General features: G+C 66.8%; 15 protein-coding genes. 5 read left to right on the top strand and 10 right to left on the bottom strand.

Translation table 11 applies throughout. The features are described 5' to 3' along the window. The first annotated feature begins 82 nt into the window (after positions 1 to 82). Entirely contained in the window at positions 83 to 394 is a 312-nt protein-coding gene (locus A5645_RS20050; protein ID WP_065035432.1) for a hypothetical protein, read from the top strand. Here A5645_RS20050 and A5645_RS20045 read toward each other — a convergent pair. From A5645_RS20045 to lpqN, 4 genes are all read right to left on the bottom strand, one after another. After that, positions 369 to 2603 carry an FUSC family protein gene (locus tag A5645_RS20045; RefSeq protein WP_065130764.1) on the bottom strand — a complete coding sequence of 745 codons (2235 nt, stop codon included), beginning with the start codon at positions 2601 to 2603 and terminating at the stop codon, positions 369 to 371. The two genes, A5645_RS20050 and A5645_RS20045, sit on opposite strands and share 26 nt — an antisense overlap. After that, a complete protein-coding gene (locus A5645_RS20040; RefSeq protein ID WP_253867074.1) occupies positions 2600 to 4147 on the bottom strand; it encodes an alpha/beta fold hydrolase in 1548 nt (515 codons plus the stop codon). Before A5645_RS20040 ends, A5645_RS20045 begins: the two co-directional genes overlap by 4 nt. Before the next feature lie 28 nt (positions 4148 to 4175). Then, entirely contained in the window at positions 4176 to 4664 is a 489-nt protein-coding gene (locus A5645_RS20035; protein ID WP_065130763.1) for a hypothetical protein, read from the bottom strand. Between the two features lie 73 nt (positions 4665 to 4737). Next, positions 4738 to 5445: an envelope biogenesis lipoprotein LpqN gene (gene lpqN / locus A5645_RS20030; RefSeq protein WP_065130762.1), complete on the bottom strand. Its 708-nt coding sequence runs from the start codon at positions 5443 to 5445 to the stop codon at positions 4738 to 4740. A gap of 168 nt (positions 5446 to 5613) precedes the next feature. Here lpqN and A5645_RS20025 point away from each other — a divergent pair, with 168 nt between their 5' ends. Continuing rightward, positions 5614 to 8241 carry a GH92 family glycosyl hydrolase gene (locus tag A5645_RS20025; RefSeq protein WP_065130761.1) on the top strand — a complete coding sequence of 876 codons (2628 nt, stop codon included), beginning with the start codon at positions 5614 to 5616 and terminating at the stop codon, positions 8239 to 8241. 13 nt (positions 8242 to 8254) lie between these two features. On the opposite strand, the gene A5645_RS20020 is transcribed toward A5645_RS20025, so the two are convergent. Beyond that, entirely contained in the window at positions 8255 to 10630 is a 2376-nt protein-coding gene (locus A5645_RS20020) for a lysylphosphatidylglycerol synthase transmembrane domain-containing protein (RefSeq protein WP_065130760.1), read from the bottom strand. Between the two features lie 134 nt (positions 10631 to 10764). Between A5645_RS20020 and A5645_RS20015 the strand changes: the two genes are divergently transcribed. Together A5645_RS20015 and A5645_RS20010 are read left to right on the top strand one after the other, a co-directional pair. Next, on the top strand, positions 10765 to 11706 hold the full coding sequence (locus A5645_RS20015; protein ID WP_065130759.1) for a class I SAM-dependent methyltransferase: 942 nt from the start codon (positions 10765 to 10767) through the stop codon (positions 11704 to 11706). Between the two features lie 83 nt (positions 11707 to 11789). Next, a complete protein-coding gene (locus tag A5645_RS20010; RefSeq protein ID WP_065130758.1) occupies positions 11790 to 12743 on the top strand; it encodes a class I SAM-dependent methyltransferase in 954 nt (317 codons plus the stop codon). Here A5645_RS20010 and A5645_RS20005 read toward each other — a convergent pair. Together A5645_RS20005 and A5645_RS20000 are read right to left on the bottom strand one after the other, a co-directional pair. Beyond that, positions 12740 to 13837, bottom strand: coding sequence for a DUF8808 domain-containing protein (locus A5645_RS20005; protein WP_065035474.1), 1098 nt, complete (start codon positions 13835 to 13837; stop codon positions 12740 to 12742). The genes A5645_RS20010 and A5645_RS20005 overlap by 4 nt on opposite strands. Beyond that, a complete protein-coding gene (locus tag A5645_RS20000; RefSeq protein ID WP_065035440.1) occupies positions 13830 to 14564 on the bottom strand; it encodes a TVP38/TMEM64 family protein in 735 nt (244 codons plus the stop codon). The genes A5645_RS20005 and A5645_RS20000 overlap by 8 nt, the downstream gene beginning before the upstream one ends. A 118-nt stretch (positions 14565 to 14682) precedes the next feature. On the opposite strand from A5645_RS20000, the gene A5645_RS19995 reads away from it, so the two are divergent. Further along, on the top strand, positions 14683 to 14910 hold the full coding sequence (locus A5645_RS19995; protein WP_065035441.1) for an antitoxin: 228 nt from the start codon (positions 14683 to 14685) through the stop codon (positions 14908 to 14910). A 37-nt stretch (positions 14911 to 14947) separates the two neighbouring features. Here A5645_RS19995 and recD read toward each other — a convergent pair whose 3' ends face one another. From recD to recC, 3 genes are read right to left on the bottom strand one after another with little or no spacing between them, the layout of a single operon-like run. Next, complete coding sequence (gene recD / locus A5645_RS19990) at positions 14948 to 16696, bottom strand: exodeoxyribonuclease V subunit alpha (protein WP_065130757.1); 1749 nt, start codon at positions 16694 to 16696, stop codon at positions 14948 to 14950. Next, entirely contained in the window at positions 16693 to 19992 is a 3300-nt protein-coding gene (gene recB / locus A5645_RS19985; protein ID WP_065130911.1) for an exodeoxyribonuclease V subunit beta, read from the bottom strand. Before recB ends, recD begins: the two co-directional genes overlap by 4 nt. Further along, the gene (gene recC / locus A5645_RS19980) at positions 19992 to 23276 is read right to left on the bottom strand and encodes an exodeoxyribonuclease V subunit gamma (RefSeq protein WP_065130756.1); all 3285 of its coding nucleotides are present in this window, start codon (positions 23274 to 23276) and stop codon (positions 19992 to 19994) included. The genes recB and recC overlap by 1 nt, the downstream gene beginning before the upstream one ends. Positions 23277 to 23334 lie beyond the last annotated feature (58 nt).

Genomic DNA, 23334 nt, shown 5'->3' with positions numbered 1-23334 from the left:
CCCCGGGGGGCGGACGCAAGAGTTTCGCAAGAAATGCGCGGCAGCCTTGAGACAGAACTGGTCCGACCGAGAAGAAGGCTCCATGAAAATCACACCGATAGCAGTTGCGGTGCTGGTCGCCACCGCGCTGGCAACGGCAGGTCCCGCGCACGCCGATCCGCGGTCCGAAGTGCAAGAGCTGCAACAACAAACGTCGGAATTGCATGCCAGCTGGGACAGCTTGACCCCGGCGCAGCGACAGGAGCGCCTGGCGCAACTGAACCGACAAACCAGCATCGTGCAGAACGAAACCCAGCATCTGCCGCCCGAACAGCAGCCGGAGGTGGAATTGAGGCTGGGCCAAGTCGCCTTGGAACTGGCCGACCTGCTCAGGAGGGTGTGGCCGGCCCCCTGATAACGGCGTCCGCGTCAAGATGGGTTGCCGCGGCGATGACGGCCCGGTCGATCTGGCGCAGCGGATGCAGCACCGACGGGTGTGTGCGCGGGTCCGGCCCGGGTGCGGCCGGACGGAAGTTGCTGTCATATTGCCGCGCCAAGGCTTCGGCCGCATCGAGGGCGTCGGCAGCGGAGGCCACGAGCGTGCTGTGCGCACCGTCGAGCTTCGCGATCAACGCATCGATGTTCAGTCGGATCCGGTCGGCCGCCGCATTGATGGCCTCCGCGAGATCATGCGGAGCGTTTGAGTCCCGGGACTGCTCGCTGCGGCGCGCCAGTATCCGGGCGTAACGGTCGCAGGCACCGAACAACCTGAGCCTGCGCTGCACGTCGCGGCGACCGGCTAAGCCGGCGACTCCAGCCAGCAGCGGCTTGGCGGTGGCCCGAATCTGTTGCAGTTTGCGGTCCAGCTGCCGGGCGCGATCGGTAGGGCTGTCCGGGCACCCATCACCGAACATGTCGGCGATCGAGGTCGCGATCAGCTCCGCGAGCGCTGTTAGGAATTCGCGGGTGTCATTGCGCAGGGTGGTCCCAATGTTGGTGGGCAGCACCAGAATTGCGACCGCCACGCCGATCACCGCGCCGATGGCGGTTTCCTCGATCCGCAACAGCAGGACGTCGAGACTGAATTGGCCGAGCAGGCCGTACAGGAGCGCCAGCATAGTGGTGATCCAGAACGCCATCAGGCTCTGGGTGACCTGCATGAAGTAGAACGCGCAGAACAGGCAGACGAAGATCATCACCAGCGACGCGGTGTGGTCACCCGCGACCAGTGTCGCGACCAGGATGCCGCAGGGTACGCCCAGAACAGTGCCGGACAGGCGTTGCCAGCCTTTGGTCAATGTGTCGCCCCAGGTGTTGGTGCCGGCGAACACGACGAACGCCGCGATCACCGCCCAGTACCAACGGGCCGGTGACACCGCGTCACCGGTGACGATCGCCAGGGACGCCGCCACGGATGCTTGGATGGCTTGCCGAGTGGTCGGCAGCAGCGCCGGGCCGGGTTGGTTCCCGTCTTCGTCCTTGTCGCCGTCGTTGTCGTCACCGGTGATCCGCTCGGGTGCGTCACCGGTCGCCGCGCGCTCGATCATTTCCCGGACTTCCGAAGTCGCCGACGCTGCCGCGATAATTGCCAAGGCCAGGCGACGAACGGCCGCTGGGCCAAGCTCGGGGGAATCGCCGGGTGACGGCTGTGCATCGATGACGTCCTGTGCTTGGCTGGCTGCGCGACGTAGTCCCGCGGGATCGGGAAGCCTAATGGCCCAGGCCAATTCACTGAGCGCCGCGGCCATTGCGAGGCGCGACGGGGTCGATATCTCCCCCTCTGCCAACGCTGCGCGCTGGCCGGCGATCGCCACCCACTCGACGGCGAGTTCGGCATCGAACAGCCACGGCGTCAGGTGTTCGCCGTCGGCGCCCAGCCATAGAACGGCCGGGTTGGCCTTGTCCTCGATCTGGTCTTGCACCATCAGCGCGGTCTCGTTCAGGCGGGAGATCCGTACCCGGAACCGGCGACGACGGCGCTGGTCGAGCCGGCCCGCCCGTAACACCTCCGCCGTGGTATCGACCACGATGGCCATCCGGGCCCGCAACGAGCGAATGGTGGCCCGCAGCACCCGTTCTGGGCGATCGGGCAGCACATATGCGGTCATGACGAACGTGCAGAGCGTGCCTACCACGACGGCGACGATCATCCACGGCAGCTCGTGCACGCCGGCCCGCAGGAACAGAGTGAAGAAGTACGCCATGAAGGCGACCATGCCCAGCGCGCGCCCCCGCGGGCCGAAACGCCGAACGTAGACGGCGATGAACACCACGACCACGAAGACGATGTCGCTGGCCAGCTGATAAGGCGTGAGCAGCGCTGCGACGCTGCTGGACAGCGCCGCCGGCAATGGCAACAGGGCCATCGTGATGCGCTGCTGACGCGGGTCGGGCTCGTTGACCGAGCGGGCCGCGATCATGGTGATCACGGCACCGAGCAGGGCCACGGTCAGGGGTTGCCGGGCCGCGCTCGTCAGCGCGACCATGATCAACATCGAACAACCCAGCGCAGCGGTGGTGCGCACCGCCAGCCGAAGCCGCAGCAGCCCCGGATCCGTGCCGACCGTCCAGATCCGGGCCCGCTCATAGCGCGTCGTCAGGGACGCGGGAATTGCGACGGTCATCCCTCAGGCAGGCTGAACGTCGGCATCTTGGTGCTCGCGATGCACGATTGGTCCACGTCGGTTCGGGGATTGTCGAAGAAGGCCGTCGTAATCTGCTGCGCACAGCGCGAAGTCGGTATCACGCCGTGACCGACCCAGGGGAACCGCAGTGCGAGTGAGTTGCTCAGACTGGGCGTCACCTCCCGCATCCACTTCGGCGCGGTGCTCGAGTCGAACGCTCCGGACAGGATCAGGGTGGGGACCTTGCTCAGGACCGGCAGGGTGTCCGCGGTATCCGACCGACCCAGCCCCCAGGCTTCGCATTCCCGGAAGATCCAGCTGCCGGTCGGGGTGACCCGCAGGACCGCATCGGGCAGCTGGGGCATCGCCATGCGAGCCTGGGACAGGGCCCGGTCCGGGGTGGTCCAGTCCGTCATTTCCTGACAGTAGGTGCCCAGTGCCAGCCCGGCGCCCAACAGCCCGCGCTCGGGCCCGGACGGGGCCGTCGCCGCGATGCCGGCGCCGGCCAGTTCGCCGTCACCGCGGGACAGAGCGAAGATCATCCGCGGAATGTCGACCACTCTCGTAGGGTCCGCGCTCCAGTCGAGGATGAGCGGCACCACCTTGGCACCGTCGATCTTCACCAGAGTCGATTCGCCCGTGGGCGTCGACGTGGTGACATCGATCGGGGTTTGGCTCAGCTTGTTGACGGTGTCCAAAAACAGCGTCGGCAGGTTGGGGTACGCGGCGGCGCACGGCGGCTGGTCCGCGCAGGCTTGAAAGATTGTCGCCAGACCGCTCGCGGGTGCCTGCCACCAGTTGTCGATGAGATTGAGATGCGGTGGGACCACGGAATCCAACACCATCGACCGGATGCCCTTGGGGTGGTCACGGAGGAGTTGCTGGGCCAGATCGGTCCCGTAGGAGACGCCGTAGACGTTCCACTGGTCGACGCCCAATTTCTCCCGCAGGTCGGCTATATCGGCGGCGTTCTCTCGGGAGGTGTACGCCGCGAAATCGACCCCGGCGGCGGCCAGACGCTTGCGGCAGGCGGCGACGGCGGCGGCGTCCAAATCCGCGGTGGCTGGTGCCTGAAGTGCCAATTGCAAACTGCGAGAGGCGAAGTCATCCATCTCGGGGCAGCTCAGGTGTGGATCGCTGTGTAGGGTGCCGCGCTGGTTGACGAAGATGACGTCGCGGTCGGCGTTCATGCCGGCGGCAACTATCCCGGGTGCGTTGAGCGTCCCAGCACCGCCGGGCCCACCGGTGAGGAACACGATCGGATCGGGTTTGGGCGTGGCAACCGCGGCCTTCACCCGCGCGACGAGAATCCGGATGGTGCGGCTCTTCGGGTCGTCGCGGTTCTCGGGCACCGTCAGATAGCCGCAGGTGTAGTTCGGGCCCAGGTCCGATTGCGGCACACCGGGGAAGTTCGGCTGCGGGCATGATGCGCCGGCGTAGGAGACCCGATCCGGTGGCCGGTGCGAGCAGCCGGTCAGCAGACCCGCGGCCACCACCGCCCACAGCAGGCAGGCAAGCGTCAGCTGCCGACGGCGACCGCCCAAAAACGTTTTGTGCAAAGGGTTTCGACCGCTATGCCACCGGGGTGAACTTGATGGCCACCAGCTTCTGCCGTTGGATCGCCTCGGCGAACTCCTCCCGCGTGGGGATGTTGTCGTCGTCCCGGAATTTCAGCCCCATCATGCGCTGGGCACGCTTGGGGCCGTAGGACTGGGCGCAGCGGTGGTAGAGATCGTGTACGTCCGGCCCGTCGGGAAGTAGCTCGCCGCGCATCACGGTGGTCTTCCCGTCGTAAACGACGTGCGCCGGTGCGCCGCCCTTGAAGTTGTATTTCCAGGCGGCCCCGGCCAGCGCGTAGAGGTTGCCGTCGATCACGTGCGCGCTTACCGGAAGGGAGAACTGTTTCCCCGATTTCCGTCCGGTGAAGTTCAGCACCATCAGCTGCTTGCGCAGGGGGCCGGCGAGCGGAGTACCCAACACGGCCTTCAACACCGGGTTCACCGCCCGCAACAAAGCCGAGGGTGGGTGCCCGACATCGACGGCATACGACTGTTCTGTCATCTGACCACCGTAAGACCAAAAGGGGTGGACAGCACCAGCAAGTCCGGAAAGTGGCCGTCCGTAGTTGGCTGGCTCAGGGGGTGGTGATGGTGGTCTGGTCGTCGATGACGCCGGTCGCATCCATCAGCTGGCCGGTCTCGTCGTCCAGCGCGTCGGCGTTGATCTGCAGCACGTAGAGCCCGTCTGCGGCTGGGATGACGACCGTCTTCTGCGCGACGGTGCGCTTTTTGCCGTTCTTGGTGTAGGAGCCGCCGAATTGCCAGGCCTTGAAGCTCTTCCCCGGCGGGACACCGAGGGTGGATTCTTTGCCGTTGGCGCTGCCGCCCTCGAACCCGGGCAGGTTCTTCAGCTCGCCGGGCGCGTATTCGAGGATCTTGTTCGGGTCGGCGTTGCCCGTGAGTTTGGACACCAAGGCCGCCAGTGTGGGCGGGTCAGCGGGATCGGCGGGTTGCCCGTAAGAGATTCCCCAGTACGGTGCGCCGCCAGGCGGGAGTAACTGCCACCCGTTGGGGATCGGCAGGTTGATGGTCGGCGAGCCGGGGTCGCCCGGGTGAACCGGCGTCTCGGTGATGTGGTTCTCGACGATGTAGTCGGCGATGGTCTTGTTGGCCTGCGCGCCCGGCGTGCTGCTGGTGGCCGGCGCGGACGAGGTGACCGTCGAGGTGGACGTCGAGGTGCCCGTGGAGTTCGACGTCTTGACTTCGGTCTTGGTCTCGGCGTGGCAGCCGGCCAGCGCCAGGCTGACCGCCACGGTCGCCACGATCGCGGTGAGGTCCTTCATCTATCGCATCTCCCAAAATCGGGCCCCGGTACCAGCGCCGGCGACATCGGGACTGAGATTAGCCGAAACGTTGCCGGACGGCGTCACGTAAGCCGGACGCATAGGGATATTGGCGGCGATCCGGCAAAACACCACCCATGCGCTGAATAGTTGCAGTATGAGACATCTATGCAGGCAAAGAGGCCGCTGAGGCTCGTCGCCGCGACAGCCGCGGCACTTAGCCTTTTTGTGCCGTTGATCATCACGTCGCCCACCGCGTACGACGGTGAACCTCCGATGGTGGGCAACCCTGTCGAATACGTCAACCCGCTCATCGGCACCGGTACAGGAGGGGATGTAGTCGGCGAGATTAATAATTTCCCTGGGGCGACGGTGCCGTTCGGAATGGTTCAGTACTCACCGGATACCGTCAACACCTACGCCGGCTACGACCACGCGAAATCGCGTGCCACGGGTTTCAGCATGACCCACGCATCGGTGGGTTGCCCTGCGTTCGGGGACATTTCAATGCTTCCGACCACCAGCCCAGTCGGTGCGCAGCCATGGAACCGGTGGGAGCGTATCGCCCACGATGGAACGGAGTCAGCTGCGCCAGGCTATTACACGGTGCGCTTTCCAGAGACTGGCGTCAAAGCAGAACTCACTGCCACCACTCGGGTCGGCATCGGCAGGTTCAGTTACCCTCACGATCGCCAGCCAGCCTACTTTCAGGTGCGCTCGGGTGCTTCGCTTGCCGGCAACGCACGAGCGGCGATTCAAATCGGTGAGGACAACACCACCATCACCGGTTGGTCGAGCAGCGGGTCGTTTTGCGACAAGAAGAACAACTACACCGTGTACTTCGCCATGCAGTTCAATCGGCCCTTCATCTCCTATGGCACCTGGGATGGCTACTTCACATTTCCCGCGGTTCGGCAAATGGATTCACCGTACAGCGGCGGATACGTGCAATTCCCGGCCGGCTCCGATCTGGAGGTACGGACCGCAATCTCCTATGTGGGGATCGACGGTGCGCGAGCCAACCTCGGCGCCGAGGGAGGCCAAAGCTTCGACGGCGCGCGGGCATCGGCAGCGGACAAGTGGAGGGCCGCGTTATCGCGTATCGCGGTGGCGAGCAGAGTTCCGGCACACACGGCGACGTTCTACACCTGTCTGTACCGATCCCTCCTGCACCCCAATACCTTCAACGACGCCGACGGCCGGTATATCGGATTCGACAGCGCGATACATGTGGTGGCAGCCGGCCACACGCAGTACGCCAATTTCTCCGACTGGGACACCTACCGCAGCCTCGCTCCGCTGCAAGGGCTCCTCTTTCCTGAGCAAGCCAGCGATATGGCCCAGTCTCTGGTGAACGACGCCGAACACAGTGGCGCCCTTCCGCGTTGGGCCTTGGCAAATGCCGCGACGAGTCAGATGACCGGCGACAGCGTCGTGCCGTTGATCGTGAATCTGCACACCTTCGGCGCGAACGACTTTGACGTGCACGCGGCGTTGCGCTACATGGTTCGCGGGGCCACCGAAGGTGGCGTCGGCATCAATGGTTATGTGGAGCGACCGGGGATCGGCAACTACCTTCGGCTCAAGTACGCCCCGCAGCTGACCGAATTCGATGCGGGCGCATCGATCACACTCGAGTGGTCGATCGACGACTTCACCATCTCCCGTTTCGCTGAAGCACTGGACGATCCCGCCACGGCGGCTGAGTTCCAGACGCGGTCCCAATACTGGCAGAACGTGTTCAATCCATCGACCGGTTACCTCTCACCGCGCGACCTGAGCGGGTTCTTCCCGTCCGGCCCCGGATTCGCCACGGACGATTCGCGATTCGGCCAGGCAGGGTTCGACGAAGGCAACGCTGAACAGTACGTCTGGCTGGTGCCGCACAGTGTGGCGGGACTGGTGACGGCGCTCGGCGGCCGGAAGGCGGTGGCCGACAGGCTCGACCGGTTCACCCAAGAGCTCAACGACGGCCCCAACAAGCCCCACCTCTGGGCCGGCAATGAGCCGAGCTTCGCGGTGCCGTGGCTGTACAACTACATCGGCCGGCCTTGGAAGACGCAGCAGACGGTCGACCGGGTGCGCGGGTTGTTCGGTCCCACGCCGGACGGTGCGCCCGGGAACGACGACCTCGGCGCGATGTCGAGCTGGTACGTCTGGGCGGCCCTCGGCTTGTACCCGAGCACTCCGGGCACGCCTATCCTCACCGTGAACACACCACTGTTCGATCGCGCCGTCATCCAGTTGCCAACAGGTAGATCGCTCCGTATCGCGGCGCCTGGCGCATCAGGTCCGAACCGCCTCAGGTACATCAGCGGTATGACCATCGATGATCATCCAAGCGATCGGACGTATTTGCCCGAGTCGACCATCGTTACGGGCGGCGACGTGGACTTCTCGCTGGCGGCTCGCCCCGACATGCGCTGGGGGATTGCCGAATCTTCGTCTCCTCCCTCATATGGGACCGGCGGTTCGGCGGTGGCCGTCAACGTTCCGGCTCCCTACCTGACGATCGCGCCCGGTGCGACGCGGACGGTGCGAATGGATGTGCAACGTCTGGTGGACAGCGCCCCGGCATATGCCGTCACCGGCGTGTCATCGAGCGGCGGAATCACGGTTGCGCCGGTCACCGAGCGGTTCACAGCGGATGGATCGGCGGCGGTCGACATCCCGATCACGGTCGCGCCATCAGTCTCTGATGGGTCCTACTGGGTCTACCTGACAACGGCCGTCGACGGGAGCATCCGGAATGCAACCATCAACGTCGTGGTATCCCAGACCGACTATGACGAATAGGCGACCGACGCCGCTACACCATGTCGTTCTTGGTCAGCCAGCGCATCACCGGCCAGCCGACGAAGACCGGTAGCCAGCACGTCAGCACCCGGTACAGCAGCACCGACGGCACACCGATACCCGCGGGCACCCCGAAGGCGGCGAGCCCACCGATCAACGCGGCCTCCACGGCACCGACACCGCCAGGGGTGGGCGCGGCCGAGGCCAGGGTTCCGCCGACCATCGTCACCACCGTGACGGTGACGAACGTGGTGCCCCCGCCGAACGCTTCGACGCTGGCCCACAGTGCCAAAGCCGCGCCCAAAGTCGTTCCGGCACTGCCTAATACGATCAGTGCCAGTCGCTTGGGCTCGCGTGCGAGCTCGGCGAGGTCGCCGGTGACCTCGTTGAGCTTGGGGCGCAGTTCGGTGGCCAGCCAGCGCCGTAGGTTGGGCACCAGCAGGAAGGTCCCGACGATGCCCAGTGCCACGCCGGCGATCAGGTACAGCACGGTGGCATTCGGGACGAAATGTGAAAGGTCGGTTGAGGTTCCGGCGACGGCGCTGAACAAGATCAGCAGCGCGACGTGCACGATCACCTGAACCGACTGCTGCAGTGCCACCGCGGCGGTAGCGCGCAACGCGGTCAGTCCGCCCTTCTGCAGGAACCGCGTGCTAAGCGCCAGACCGCCGACCCCGGCGGGCGTGGTCGTCGCGGCGAAGGTATTGGCCACCTGCATGATCGACAGCTTCCAGAAACTCACGGAACCGTCGGCGCAGGCCCACAACGCCCCAGCCGCACCGACGTAGGTCAGGGCCGACACGGCAAGGCCCAGCAGCGCCCACCACCAATTCGCGGTCCGCAGTTCGGAGAAGAAGGTCGGCACCGTGCTGATGAAGGGATAGGCGACATAGACCAGCGCGCCCAACAGCACCAGCTGAATGAACTGGGAGCGACTGAACCGGGTGATGGTCTCGGTCTCGATCTCGTCGGCGCCGGTCTGGTGCTTCACCTCGGCGCGGGCGTCGGCGATGACGGCCTTGGCGTTGGCCACTGACTGCCGGATCCGCTTGGGCACAGCGGATTTGGTGAGCCGACGTCCCGCGGTCAGAATGGTGTCCTTGCCGAAGACCTCGATCGCGGCCTCGACCGCACAACGCGCGTCGTACAACGCGGACGTCGTCACCAACAGTTGGGCGATGTCGGACTGCAGCTGTGCGTCGGTGGCACCGTATTCGGCGGCCCCGAAGCCGCCGAACAACACCTTCCCGTCGGCGACGGTGATCTCGTTGCAGCGCAGATCCCCATGCGAGATCTGGTGGTCATAGAGGACCCGCAGGGATTCCCAGACCCGGGCCACCGGCGTTTCCGCTGCGCACTCGTCGAGCGGCACGCCCTGCACGGGCTTATGGGCATACAGGGTCCAGCCCCGGTCGAGGACCGCGAGCGCGATCGTCGACGTATTGGCCACGCCCGTGTCACCGATGGCGATGGCCATCAGGGCGCGATGCTCCACAGCGCGCCGCATGGAGGTTTGCAGGGGTGCGGTTTCGGATCCGCGCAACCGCACTTTCCACCACAGCTGACGCACCGCGCCACCGCTGCGTTGATGTGGGCCGTACAACTCGACCGCGGCTCGCGATCCCGGATCGGTGGATTCGGCCGACAGCACCAGCGGCCCCGGTCCGCCCGGCCGGACCACCACCAGCCGCGACACCAGGAACCCGCGTTTGGCCATGGCTCGGACCGCGCCTTCCAGGGGCACCTCCAAGGCGGGAGTGCCCACGACCAGCACCACGAAGGCACCAACGAACCAGCCCACCGACAGCCCCACCACGGCGCGGGCCGGCACGATGGCGCTGACCACCAGGTGGATCGGTACGAATGCCAGCAGCAGCGCCCACCACCAGTGGCGCCAGCGAGCCGGCAGCCAAGGGCCCGACACCGTCAGGACCGCGGCGAGCATCGCGATCCAGCGCGGGTCATCGAGGAACTGCGCGGGCAGCGTGGTGAGTCTGTCGGACAGGTCGAAGTGCCAGCGCGGCGCGGCGATCCGGTTGCTGCTGATCGACAGGGGCAGCATCGCCATCAGGGCCGCGGTCCCGTACGCGCCGAGCAGCTTCCACTGCCGGGACAGGATCAGGCCGATCAGGATCACGAACGGCAAGGCCAGGATCGCGATGCCGTACACCAGGTACACCAGATCGGCTTGGGCAGGGCTCAGCACCCCGACGATCTCGGAGATTGACTTTTCCAGGGCGACCCAGCGCGGCCGGGTGATCAGCGAGCTGGTCACGACCGCCACCAGAGCCAGGGCGGCCAGGCCCAGCCGGATGAGGTCGTTGGTCCGACGAGTGAGTGGTTGCAGCAAGCTGCCGGACACGGTGATGTCGCGTCCGTCAACTCGCATGTGCACGGTCCTGGTCCTTCGGATCCGTTGGTCTCGCGGTCCGCAGTTCTACGACAACTTAACGTGCCGGACCCCGCCGATCCCGCTCACGTACGCTCGCGAGCGTCGTGTGCCGGGGTAGAGGAGGACTGAGCATGACGCGGACCGATGACGACACCTGGGAGATCACCGAAAGCGTCGGCGCCACCGCGCTGGGTGTGGCAGCAGGCCGCGCCGCGGAAACCGAGAGCGAAAACCCGCTTATCAGTGATCCGTTCGCGCGGGTGTTCCTCGATGCCGTCGGCGACGGGATCTGGAACTGGTTCGCCGCACCCGACCTGCCCGCAGAGGTCCTGGAAGCCGAACCCAACCTGGGCGTGCAAATGCAGGCGATGGTCGGTTACATGGCTTCACGGACTGCCTTCTTCGACACCTTCTTCCTTGACGCCGCCCGCGCCGGCGTGAACCAGGCCGTGATTTTGGCGTCCGGCCTGGATTCGCGGGCCTGGCGGCTGCCCTGGCCCGACGGCACCACGGTCTACGAACTCGACCAGCCCAAAGTGCTGGAATTCAAGGTGTCGACCTTGGCCGAACACGGCGCCGAGCCGACCTGCAACCGGGTTGCCGTCGCGGTGGACCTGCGCCACGATTGGCCGGCGGCGCTGCGCAATGCCGGGTTTGACCCGTCGGCGCCGAGCGCCTGGTCGGTGGAGGGCTTGCTGCCCTACCTGCCCGCCGCGGCGCACGAGTTGCTGTTCGAACGGATTCACGGGCTGGCGGCGCCCGGTAGCCGCATCGCCGTGGAGGCGCCCGGTCCGGACTGGATGGATGAGGGCGTTCGCGCGCAACGCAGGGAGCGGATGGATCGGCTACGCGCGTTGGTGGCGCAGGCGGATCCGCAGCGCGAGCTGCCGCGAACCGACGAACTCTGGTATTTCGAGGAACGCGAGGACGTCGGCGAGTGGTTGGGGCGGCACGGCTGGGCCGCGACGGCGACGCCTGCGCCGGAGTTGATGGCCGGTTACGGCCGCGGGATCCCCGAGGGGGTGGAGGACACCTCGCCCCGTACCCAGTTCGTCTCAGCGGTGCGCGACTAGCGTCCGCCCAACAGACGTACAGCCGGTTCACAAGCAGTTCCCGTACCTTCGCCACTGGCATGGCAGTGACGGGAGGACATGGCATGGTGCGCACCGATAACGACAGCTGGGAGATCACCGAGAGCGTCGGAGCTACGGCGCTGGGAGTGGCCGCCGCGCGTGCGGCGGAAACGCGCAGCGCGGATCCTTTGATCAGCGACCCGTTCGCGCAGGTTTTTCTCGACGCCGCCGGCGACGGGGTCTGGAATTGGCATTCCGCGCCGCAGCTGCCGGTCGAGGTGATCGAAGCCGAACCGGACCTGCCGCTGCAGATGCAGGCGATGGTCGACTACATGGCTTCGCGGACAGCGTTTTTCGACCGGTTCTTCGCCGACGCGACCAGGTCGGGCATCCGGCAGGCGGTGATCCTGGCGGCCGGTTTGGACGCACGGTCGTGGCGGCTGCCGTGGCCGTCCGGGATGACGGTCTACGAGCTGGATCAGACGCGGGTGCTGCAGTTCAAGTCATCGACGCTGGCCGAGCACGGGGCGGAGCCCGCCTGTCGGCGTATCCCGGTCGCGGTGGACCTACGGCAGGACTGGCCGGCCGCATTGCGCGAGGCGGGGTTTGATCCCTCGGCGCCCAGCGCCTGGTCGGCCGAGGGGCTGCTGCCGTACCTGCCCGCCGCGGCTCAGGACCTGCTGTTCGACCGGGTGCACGGGCTGGCGGCCGACGGGAGCCGGGTGGCCGTCGAAGCGCTGGGCCCCACATTCCTCGACGAGCGGATCCGGGCGGACCGTCGGGCACGTATGGATCGCCTGCGCGAGGTGATGGCGCGGGTGGACCCGCAGCGGGAGATCCCCCGCACCGATGAGCTGTGGTACTTCGAGGAGCGCGAGGACGTGGGTGACTGGTTCCGCCGGCACGGCTGGAAGGTGACAGTCGCGCCCGCCGACGAGTTGATGGCCCGGTTCGATCGCCGGCCGCCCAGGGAGGTCGAAGACCGGGTGCCAGGCAACTTGTTCGTCACCGCCCAACGGACGAGTGCTGGGAACTAGCGCTCACGGTAATCGGCAGCGATCCACCACGGCGGAATACTGATATCCAGCCGCCTGCTCGCTCGGTACCCGGACCAGGTCGGTACGCCCGCCGGTTGACCGCGGTAGATGCCGCGTGCCGCGGCTATAACGCGCCGGCGCTGGGTGGGCCACTGAATGTCGGTTGCTATCTGCTCCAACAGGTTTCGATCGCGTTCCAGCACTCGGTCAACAATGTCTGTGGCGGGTAATGCGCCGCTCTTGTCGCCGTTGCACCGCGCGCAGGACAGCACGAGGTTGGCCAGACCATCGATCCCTACCAACGACCAGGGCAGAACGTGGTCGATCGGGTTGTCCGCCGGTAGGTGGGCACCACAGTAGAAGCAGTGCGCGCCGAACGCGTCCTTCAGCGGGCCCCGGACGGCGGTTAGCGCGGTGCGTTCGCGACCGAACAGGTGCCCCGCAACGTCAGGCACGTCGGCCTGCAGGAATCTGTTCATGCGCCGCACATCCTCGACCCACATGATTTCCAGCGCCGGTTTGAGCAAGCCGGCGAGCCGGGCCAGGCCGTGTGCCACGCCGGGGTGCAGTTGGATGGCGTCTCCGCGTTCTCGCAAGGTCGAACGCGACACATGGTTGTGCAGGAAGGAGTCGTCATAGAGGAATGGGTCGCTGGCCACGGATCCGGGCAACCGCTGCAGTCGGTGCAGCGGTTGCTGAGCCAGGCACAAGGTGATCTCGTCGATCGCGCGCCGATAAACCCCCGGCGCCCGCACAATCGCCACGTCCAGCGTCATGCCGCTGTGTCCCGCCGCCGCGGCATTTCGTAACTGGTTAGCAGCCTTCAAAATCCGAGCCTTCGGCTGAGTTGACTGTTGAAGCTCGCGTCCATCGAAGGGGCGCACCTGCCGCCAGTAGATCTCTAGCACGCGATGCGCCAGGTCAGGGATGGGCACCAGCGCGGCATCATCCGGGCGCGCTGGAAGATTCTCAATACAGAAGTCGACGAGCGCCATCAATGTAGCCAGCTTGTAGGTTGCGGTGCGTAGGCCCGTTTCCAGAATTGCGACTACCCGCTGTCCCAGCAGTAGCGGGTCAATGCCGTCCTCAGTCATCGCCGTCACCCGGGTCCGCGTTCGGTTGTGCTTCGTCGGAATGACTGGCGTGCTCGCGCCAATGCCGGTATCCCCGGCGGGCCGCGAACACGCCGACGACGGCGGTCACGCACCACACGGCTATCGCGATGTAGGTCAGCGTCGAGGAACCCTCCCGGACCGTCGCACCCAACGTGGTGTAGACGAACGCCCGCGGAAACGAGCCGATGAAGGAGCCAACGGCGATCTGCCACAACGGAACTCCGAACGCCCCGAATGTATAGCAGGCCAGCGCGTCGGACACGCCTGGGATGAATCGTTGGCCGACAACGGCCCACAAGCCGCTCCGATCGACCAGCGCGTCCACCCGCTCGGAGCGTTTCGGCCCAAGCAGGGCCTTGGCGCTTTCTCGGCCGGCCCGTCGACCTATTCGGCTGGTGACGATCGCGGTGCCCACCGATGAGCCCAGTGTCACGAACAGGCCCACCAGCGGACCGAACAGTAATCCGCTGCCGGCGGCCAGGATTGACCCAGGCACGAACATCGAGCCCAAGACGGCCGCTGCGGCGACGTAGGCCAACGGTGCCAGTGGGCCGGTGTTCGCAATCGCGCGGTGCACCGCGTCCATGTCGATGACTCGCGCCACACCGATCAGGTAGAACATGCCGAGCAGGAAGCCGCCGAACACCACGAGCCGCACGATGTGGCGTCGTCGGGGTATCGGTGGGGAGCCGTCGTCCTCGATCATGTTGACTGCGATTGTTCCGTATAGGCGAGTGGTTCGCCGCCGCCCGCCGTGTTGCGAAAGCATCGCGCAGGGAACCGTCTCCTCTTTGCATCGTGATGTGAAGATGCTGCAATGAAGTATGCGGACCACCATCGACCTGCCCGCCGACCTGCATATGCAGGCGTTAACCATCGCGCGAGATACCGGTCGCACCCTGAACGACACCGTCGTCGACCTTGTACGCCGCGCTTTGAACTCGGGTTCTGTTGCCGCGGTCTCAACCGAATTCAGAACCGGCTTCCCGCTGGTAAGCCTCGGCACCATCGTGACTTCCGCCGACGTGCGCTCCCTGGAGGACGAAGCGTAACGACCGTGCTCGGCGCGATTGCACCGACTTTCGGCACCTAGCTGGTCTGGCCTCGCAGTCGCTGCGCCAACCCGCTGGCCCGCACCGCCCGCCGCTCGATCGCGGCTCGTACACCGGCCTCCGAGCCGATCACGCGCACCTTCTTCTTTGCCCGAGTCACAGCCGTGTAGAACAGTTCCCGGCTCAACAGCCGCGAGTCTTCCGGCGGCATAAGCACAGTCACTTCGTCAGCCTGGCTGCCTTGGCTCTTGTGGATCGTCATCGCGTGCATCGTCTCGACGTCGGGCAGCCTGCTGGTGGCGAAGTTCAGCAACTCGTCCGCGCCGGCGACGACCGCGCGCAACGACTCGTCGGCGACGATCGTCACCCCGGTGTCGCCGTTGTAGACGCCCAGCCCGTAGTCGTTGGTCGTCACCAGCACTGGTCTTCCGGCGTACCACGCCGTCCAGATCGGCTCACCGGTAGCTTCGGCCAACCACCGTTCGACTTGACGGTTCCAGTATTCGACGCCGTAGCGTCCGCGGCGGTGCGCGCAAAGTAATCGATGCTCGTCGAGCGTGGCCAGCGCCGCGGTGGCATCGCCGAGCACCGCTGCCCTTCGCAGCGCAAGGGCATGCGGCACAAGGACATTGCGCAATTGTTCGGTTGGATCCTCGGTGTCGAGCCATTCGATGTGCTCATCGCCTGCGCGCAGCAGATCGACGGCGGCGTCGGCGGCACCGTCGCGGATCGCCGAAGCCAAGTCACCGATGGATCGGCCGAACCGGTGCGACGTTTGCAGTGCTGCCACCACCTGGGCGTTGTGGTGAGCGCCCAGACCGTCGACGAGGTCGGCCAGCACCGCGCCGGCCTCCACAGACGACAACTGGTCGGGATCACCGACCAGCAGTAGCCGGGTGTGGGAACGCACCGATTCCAGCAGCCGCGCCATCATGGTCAACGAGACCATCGAGGTCTCGTCGACTACGATCACGTCGTGCGGGAGCCGGTTGCCCCGGTGATGGCGGAACCGCGACGACGTGTCCGGGCGGCTGCCCAGCAACCGGTGCAGGGTGGTGGCTCGCAGGCCCGAAACACGTTGCCGGTCAACGAGGTCCAGTTTTTCCAACTCCAGCTGCACCGCTTCGTGCAGGCGCGCCGCCGCCTTCCCGGTCGGTGCCGCCAGGGCAATACGGAGCCGCGACCTGCCGTCGCGTTCGGCCTGCTCGGCGAACAGCGCAAGCAGTCGCGCCACGGTGGTCGTCTTGCCAGTTCCCGGTCCACCGGTCAGCACGGTCAAACTCTGACCCAACGCGATGTCGGCGGCCGTGCGCTGTTCTTCATACCCTTCAGGAAACAGCCGGGCGACATCCAGCGACACGTCCGGCGCCCGCGCCGACAGCAGAGCCAGCAGATCGGCCGCGACCTGCTGTTCCTCCAGCCAGTAGCGGTCGAGGTATATCAAGCCGTCGCCGTAGATCCGCAGCACCGGTGGTGAACCGGCCAGGGGGCTGGCGCGCAATGCGGCCAGCCACTCGTCCGCCGTCGGCCACGGGAGGTCGGGCGCGCCGACCTGAGCCTCGATTTCGCGCAGGTCTATGCAGACCGAGCCGCCTCGAAGGGCGCGCACCACCAGCGCGACCGCCAGCGCCACCGACTCATCCGGTTCAGCCACCATTGTGGTAAGCCGTTGCGCCACATGTACATCGGCCGACTCCAGAACACTGGCTTCGTTGAAGGCCCGCAACAGCCCCGAGGCGCTGACCGCCTGGCGGCGATCGGCGGGATCGACGACATCGATTGTCATGCCGCCACCCGGCTCGCGTCGAGCAGGTCGGACAGTTCGGTCACCAACGCGGCCGGCGGTGCCCAGCTGAACACGCCGGCTGGATGGCCGTCGAGCACCGGGGTGTCAGGCCCGCACATGCCACGGAGGAACAGGTACAACACCCCACCCAGGTGACGCGCCGGGTCGTAGGCCGGCTGTCGCCACCGCAGCAAGCGGTGCAATACCACGCTGTAGAGCAACGCCTGCAGGGGGTAATCCGAGTGCAACATCGCCTCGGCCAGTCGCGGTCTGGTGTAGTCGGCGGCCGTCAGCGGTTTGTCCGGCTCACCCAGCCAGTTGGTCTTGTAATCGACCACCAGGTAGCGCTGACTCGACCCGTCCGGGATCCGAAGCACGGCATCGACCGAACCGCTCAGATACCCGCGCAACGGCTGTCCGCCGAGGGCATCGCCCAGCAGTCTGTCGGCGTAGGGCGCCAGCGGATCGGTGGCCGCCAGATGCGAGCGCAGCAACGCCCCCACGTCGGCGAGCCGGATCGGCGGCAGCCCACCGCGGCTATCGCCGCCGGCTAACGGAAACTCGAAGTCCAGTTCTCGTAGCCGATCTCGCAATCCGATCTGCCGCAGCGTCCGGCCGCCCGCCAGCGGACCCAGCGGGGTGTCGTGTAGCGGAATCAGGGCGGCGGCAAGATCGGCATACGGCACGCCCACCGGCCACCAGGCTGAGTGAGCACTGACCTGAGCCTCGAGCTCCGCGGCGAGGTCGGCCGCGAATGGATCGGCGGTTTCCAGTACCGCGTGCACCAGGGTGCCGAACTTCGCGCCCGTGGGCAGTGCCGCCATCGGTGACGGCACGTCCGACCCGGCGGGCGTCTGCAGCAGTGGGATGTCGCCGACCTCGTCATCCAGTTCGGTGATCTCCGGCTCGCTGGTGACTCCCGTCGTCTCGGCGGCTTTGATCAAGCCTGAGTACGAGGTGCGCCGCCAGGTGGTGTCGATGTTGCGGTGAAAGTGCCGGGTGTTCAGGCCGGACGGCGGTGGCGGGCCGGAAATGGCAGGAGCGGAGGCGATTACGGACTCTTCCAGGACCGGCCCGCCGGCGATCTCCCATTCGCGGAACCGGTCCCACGCGTCGTCGTCGGTGATTTTGGGGGGCATGCAGCGGTCCGGAACCCCCGTCTCGCCCGGCCGGCGGCCCCGCAGCAGCCGCGACAAACCACCGTTGGGTTCGTCGAATGCCGGTGACCACCAAGCCACCACCTGTGATTGGGCCCGGGTCATCGCGACATAGGTCAGCCGGCTGTCGTCGCTGGCGTCCTCTTTGATCGCCAGCGCTTCCACGGCGGCGAAGTCGGGACTTTCCCTGCCGCCGATGTGCAGACAGCGCACGCCGTTGTCATGGAACAGCATCAGGTCGCGTTCCTGAATGTTGCGGTTGAACGCGAACGGCAGATAGACGACGGGGTATTGCAGACCCTTGCTCACCCACACCGTCATGATTTGGACGGCGGCGGCATCGCTGTCGAGCCGCCGGTTGCGTTCGGCGGCGCCGCCGCGCTCTTCGCGCTGCCCACGCAGCCAATCGCGCAGCGCCGGCAGCGCATAGCCCTCGCGGTGGGCGGTCTCTTGCAGCAGCTGGGTCAGGTGCGCCAGGTCGGTCATGTGCCGTTCGCCGTCGCGCCACGACAGCACCCGGTCACCCATCCCGCCCAACTGCGCGGCCTCGAAGATCGCGGCGACCCCGCGCTCGCGGGCGTGACCGGCCCACACCCGCAATGTTTCGGCGACTTGATCGGTCAACCGATCACCGCCCACAGCAAGGGATTCCGCGGTCTCGCCGAAGAACATCGTCGCCGCGGCGGCACGCACCACGCCGGGGCGGTGCGGTTGATCGAAAGCTTCCAGCAGTGACAGCCAATCGTCGGCGGCCTGGGATCCGAACACATCGGAGTCGCCGGTGTAGACCGCCGGGATGCCCGCTCTCGTGAGTGCATCGTGGCAGGCGCGTGCATCCTTGTGCTTCTCCACAATGACCGCGATATCGCGGGCCACCAGCGGGCGGCCGTCGAAGGTGGCGTCGGCGGCCAGCAACCGGCCGATGTCGGTGGCGAGGTCCCTGCCGATGTGCTCGCGCAGCTCGTCGATGCGCGGATTGGTCAAGCCCTTGCGGCCCAATGTCTCTCGGCGTACCACTCGAAGCCGGAACGGGTCGTTGTGCGGCGCGTCGGCCAGGCGGTGGCCGTGGTGGGAGGCCGCGACGTCATGCACGACGATTCGCGGGTCACCGAGTTGGGCACCCCGCAATACGATTTGCAGCCGATCCACCAGGGCGCTGTCGCTGCGCCAGTTCGTCGCCAGGGTCCGCTTTTCGCCCGCGGTCTGCGCGGCGTCGAGGTAGGTGACGATATCGCCGCCGCGGAAGGCATAGATCGCCTGCTTCGGGTCGCCGATGAGGATCAGCGTCGAGCGTCCGCTGAATGCCCGGTCGAGCACCTGCCATTGCACCGGATCGGTGTCCTGGAATTCGTCGACCATCACGATCGGCCAGCGCTGGTGCATCCGCAGCCGGGCGGGGGAGTCCTCGGTGGCCAGTGCGTCGGCCAACCGGATCAGCAGATCGTCGTACCCCAGCACCCCTCGGCGCCGCTTGCGCTTCTCCAGTTCGGCGAGAACGTCTTTCGCGAAGTGGACGCACATCGCGGCCCGCGAGTCCGGTTCTGGGTCGCTTGGACGCAGGTCGGTCGACGGGTTGTTGACCACCGTCCGTGCCAGTCGCAGAGCGTCGCGGTAGGTCAGCTCCGGATCCTCGCGCCGGCGGCCGAAGTGAGCCAGGTAGAGGTCGTCGACGATCTCGGCGGTCAGGTCGTCCAGATCCTCGACCAGGGTGACGCCGGCATCGGTGTCACCCGCCACGCCCAGCGATTTGAGCACGAGCTGGCAGAACTGATGGGTGGTGGCGATCGTCGCCGCGTCGAAGGCGGCCAGCGCGTCGCGCAACCGCTGCTTGCGCACGGTGCGCTCGCTTTCGGTGGCGTCGATCAAATACCGCACCAGCTGGTTGTCACCGGCCACCGTCGGGTCGTCGAAAGCCCTTACCGCCTCGACGATCTGGCATCTGACCCGTTCGCGAAGTTCCTGGCTGGCGGCCCGCCCGAAGGTGATGAGCAGCATTTGATCGAGCGTGGCTACGTCCTCGGCGATGTAGCGGGTGACCAACCCAGCCAGCGCGAAAGTCTTGCCCGTCCCGGCGCTGGCTTCCAGCACCGTGGTGGAGCGCTCGGCGGGCAGCGGGCCCAGCAGATCGAACGGTCGCATCAGCCGGGCCTCCGCTCCGCGCGCAGCATCGGCCGCCACAGGCGTGCGGCGTAGGCGCCGAGCCGCGTGTCCTCGCCGGCGCATTCCTCGCCGGGCCGCACCGGTTGCATCAGTTCACTCAGCCGTGCGTTCCAGCCCCAGGCGCGCACGGACGCCGGATCTTGGTTCTCGCCGGGGAACCGATTGCTGTGCCAGCGGTAGGACGCCGCTTGCTCCGCGTCGTCACCGGTGTGCCGGGCAACCGCCCACGCGTAGGACGTTTTGATCGGCAGGGGAATCGGTTCGCGCCGCCCCGCATCGTAGATGGCCACCAGGTCCCGGAGCAGCTCGATGGCTTCCTCTCGCGGCCGTCCCAGCCCCTCCTCGCGCGGGGCGGCACCCCGCTTCGCGCGGCCGACGCAAACCGCCGACCAGTCACGCCCCGGATCGTGAGCGATCAGCGCCAGCAATGGAATCCAGCACTGCACCAGGTGCTTGCCATCCAGTTTCGAATAGGTCACCGACACCACACGATCGCCGAACACCTGCGACACCGTGCCGGTCAACCGACGCCCGCCGAGGTCGATGTCGACGTCGTAGGCCGCCGCTTCGGCGCGCCGATATGTGCGCGCCGCGTTCGCCAGGACCTCCGCCTGATCCCGGATCTCGGTGACCTTGCGCCAGCCGAGGTGACCGGGCGGCAAGGTGCCGCGACGCCATTCGGCCTGCCGCGCCTCATCCGGTGCCATGCCACCGAGCATGTCGGCCAGCATGCGGTCGCCGACCGACCATTCCTCGAGATTGTTGATGTCGACCGGCATTGCATCCTGGACACCGTCCACGTCCCAGGGCAGCGTGTATTCCAGCGCCCGGAAGAAACCCTTCACCGGGTCCTTGAAGAAGGCCAGCAGATCGGCGAGGACCACATCGTCCGGTGCCGGCGGCGGCAGCGGCCCGCCGATGAACTTCGGCCGCTCGGTACGTTCTCCGGTGGCGGACCGGGCCGCCCGCAGCACGGTCAGATCGAAGCTGAACGGCACCTCGGGCACCAGTCTGCCGGGTTCTACATTGCGGAAGTCGAACGGCTGCAACGGATGCTCGACGACGATGCGCTCGCGTACCGGCGCTTCGGTCGTCACGTCGAGGGTGTCCAGCAGTTCGGCCAGTGGGACCGCCGGTGGCCTGCGTTGACCCGAGTATTCGTTGGCGCCGGTGTAGGTGATGACCAGGTGCTCGGTGGCGGCGCCGATCGCGTCGAGCAGCAATTGCCGGTCCTCGGAACGGATGTCGCGCTCACCGGTCAGCGGACACCGGGCCAGGACGTCGTCGCCGTCGACCACACCCAGACGCGGGAAGACGCCGTCGTCGAGGCCGACCAGGCATACCACCCGGTGCGGAACCGAACGCATCGGCACCATCGTGCAGACGGTCAGGGTGCCGGTGCGGAAGTTGGTGCGGGTGGGGCGCCCGGCGAGGTGTCGCTGCAGCAGCGCGCGAATATCGGCCAGCCGCAACAGGGTACCGGCCCGCGGGCCCGCGGTTCGCAGCACGTCAGCGAATTCACGGTGCAGCTGGTCGGTCTGCCACATCTGGTCGTCGTCGACGCGGGTCAGCAGCGTGATGCCGTCGGCCAGTGCGGTCAGCCAGTTGCCCAGTGGGTGCGTCCCGGTGAGCGAGTCCACCACCCGCTGCAGCCGGTCGACGTATTCGGCAAGCTTGCCGGCCAATTCGACGCGGTTGCTGCCCACATCGTCGAGGGGCAAGGTCGAATCGATCCAACTGTGCGACGCGTCCGACATGGCGACCCCGGCCAGGATGCGGTCGATGCCGAATCGCCAAGTGTTATGGACGAAGTCGACCCCGAACGGCTTGCGGTGTTCCTGGTCGAAGCCCCACCGGATGTTGGACTGCCGGACCCAGCGGGTGATGCCCTCCAGGTCGTCGTCACTGAAGCCGAACCGGGCCCGGACCGGTGCGGCCTGGGCGAGATTGAGTACCTCGCTCGCCGTCACCCGGCCGCCGGCCAGCGCCAGCAACTCCGCTGCGACACCGAGGAGCGAATTGGTCTGCAGCAGCGAGCGATCGGCGAGCCGGACGCGGAGCCGGTGTGCGGGGTGCGCGCCGCTGACGACGTCGCCGAGCCCGAAGTCAGCGACGATCAACGGCGCGTAGGTCTCGATGTCCGGGCACATCACCAGGATTTCGCGCGGCTCCAACGTCGGGTCGTCGGCCAGCAGGCCCAGCAGCACCTCACGCAGCACGTCGGTTTGCCGGGCCGGCCCGTGACAGCTGTGCACCTGGATCGACCTGTCGTTGTCTGTCAGGGTGCGGCCGGCCCGCCGGACGGTGTTTTCGGCCAGATCCGATTGCAGCCAGCCGAGCAGGGTGTCTGGTCGTGTTGGCGCAGCCAGCGCCTCGTCCGTGGCGGGATCGGCGGGAAGGCCGCGCTGCAACTCGCGCAGGTCTCTGCCCAGGGTCGTCAGCAGCGGATGGCCGACGGCGCGGTGGCTGGTGTCCTCCCGGCGCGGTACGGCGCCGTGGATTGCCGCGAGTGCGCGCCACAACGCGTCGCTGGGGTGCGGCAGCCACAGGTGCAGTTCGTGATGGGTGGACAGCGCTTCGAGGAGCTGGATGTCGGTGCACGCCAACCGGGTATGGCCGAATAGCGACAACCGCGAGGGCAGGTCGGCCGGGCCTCTCCGTAACCGGTCGACCGTTTTTTCATGCCGGACGTGCGGGGGATCGGCGTCGATCAGCGCTACCAGGGCACGCCAGAGTTGCGGTTGCCAGGCCAAATCGGAGTGCAAATCGCCGGTGTCGCCGGTCAGCCAGTCGGCAAGTAAGCCGGGCCGTTGCCGCGCGTAGGAAGCGAACAAGCCGGCCAGGCGACGAGCCACCGCGTACCGCCGGCCCCGGCGCAGTTCCGCCTCCGCGCCAGTGTCGAAATGCCCCAGATGCTTTGCCAGCGTGGCACACCAGGGTTCGTCCAGCGAACGGTCGATCACCTCCAGCAACGGCCAGGTGATGGCATCCGGTGACCATGGGTCTTCGGCGGCAGTGCCGGTGATCTCGGCGATCAGCGACCCCGGGCTGCGGAACGACACACCCGCGCACACGCCATCGCCGCCACCGGGCCCGGTCCCCAGGCGATGAGACAGTCGCTGACTGAGCCAGCGTTCCACCCCCCGTGCCGGAACCAACACCAGCTCCTCCGCGAACGGGTCAGGCAGCGGCTCGGCCAAGAGCGCGCTGAGCCCGTCGGCGAGCAGATCGGTGCGCTCGGCACGGTGCAGATGAAGTGCCATCGCGGGCCACGATAGACCGGGACTCCGACACCGGTGGCAGCATGGGACGGGTCAAGCC

It is taken from the genome of Mycobacterium asiaticum, assembly GCF_001673635.1.
Classification (GTDB): Bacteria; Actinomycetota; Actinomycetes; order Mycobacteriales; family Mycobacteriaceae; genus Mycobacterium; species Mycobacterium asiaticum_C.
The sequence above is the reverse complement of the archived record's forward strand: the minus strand, read 5'-3'. Positions and strand labels throughout refer to the sequence as shown.

Coding starts and splice junctions, on each gene's coding strand:
- A5645_RS20050 (WP_065035432.1), top strand. CDS start 83: ATGAAAATCACACCGATAGCAGTTGCGGTGCTGGTCGCCACCGCGCTG.
- A5645_RS20045 (WP_065130764.1), bottom strand. CDS start 2,603: ATGACCGTCGCAATTCCCGCGTCCCTGACGACGCGCTATGAGCGGGCC.
- A5645_RS20035 (WP_065130763.1), bottom strand. CDS start 4,664: ATGACAGAACAGTCGTATGCCGTCGATGTCGGGCACCCACCCTCGGCT.
- lpqN (WP_065130762.1), bottom strand. CDS start 5,445: ATGAAGGACCTCACCGCGATCGTGGCGACCGTGGCGGTCAGCCTGGCG.
- A5645_RS20025 (WP_065130761.1), top strand. CDS start 5,614: ATGCAGGCAAAGAGGCCGCTGAGGCTCGTCGCCGCGACAGCCGCGGCA.
- A5645_RS20020 (WP_065130760.1), bottom strand. CDS start 10,630: ATGCGAGTTGACGGACGCGACATCACCGTGTCCGGCAGCTTGCTGCAA.
- A5645_RS20015 (WP_065130759.1), top strand. CDS start 10,765: ATGACGCGGACCGATGACGACACCTGGGAGATCACCGAAAGCGTCGGC.
- A5645_RS20010 (WP_065130758.1), top strand. CDS start 11,790: ATGGTGCGCACCGATAACGACAGCTGGGAGATCACCGAGAGCGTCGGA.
- A5645_RS20005 (WP_065035474.1), bottom strand. CDS start 13,837: ATGACTGAGGACGGCATTGACCCGCTACTGCTGGGACAGCGGGTAGTC.
- A5645_RS20000 (WP_065035440.1), bottom strand. CDS start 14,564: ATGATCGAGGACGACGGCTCCCCACCGATACCCCGACGACGCCACATC.
- A5645_RS19995 (WP_065035441.1), top strand. CDS start 14,683: ATGCGGACCACCATCGACCTGCCCGCCGACCTGCATATGCAGGCGTTA.
- recD (WP_065130757.1), bottom strand. CDS start 16,696: ATGACAATCGATGTCGTCGATCCCGCCGATCGCCGCCAGGCGGTCAGC.
- recB (WP_065130911.1), bottom strand. CDS start 19,992: ATGCGACCGTTCGATCTGCTGGGCCCGCTGCCCGCCGAGCGCTCCACC.
- recC (WP_065130756.1), bottom strand. CDS start 23,276: ATGGCACTTCATCTGCACCGTGCCGAGCGCACCGATCTGCTCGCCGAC.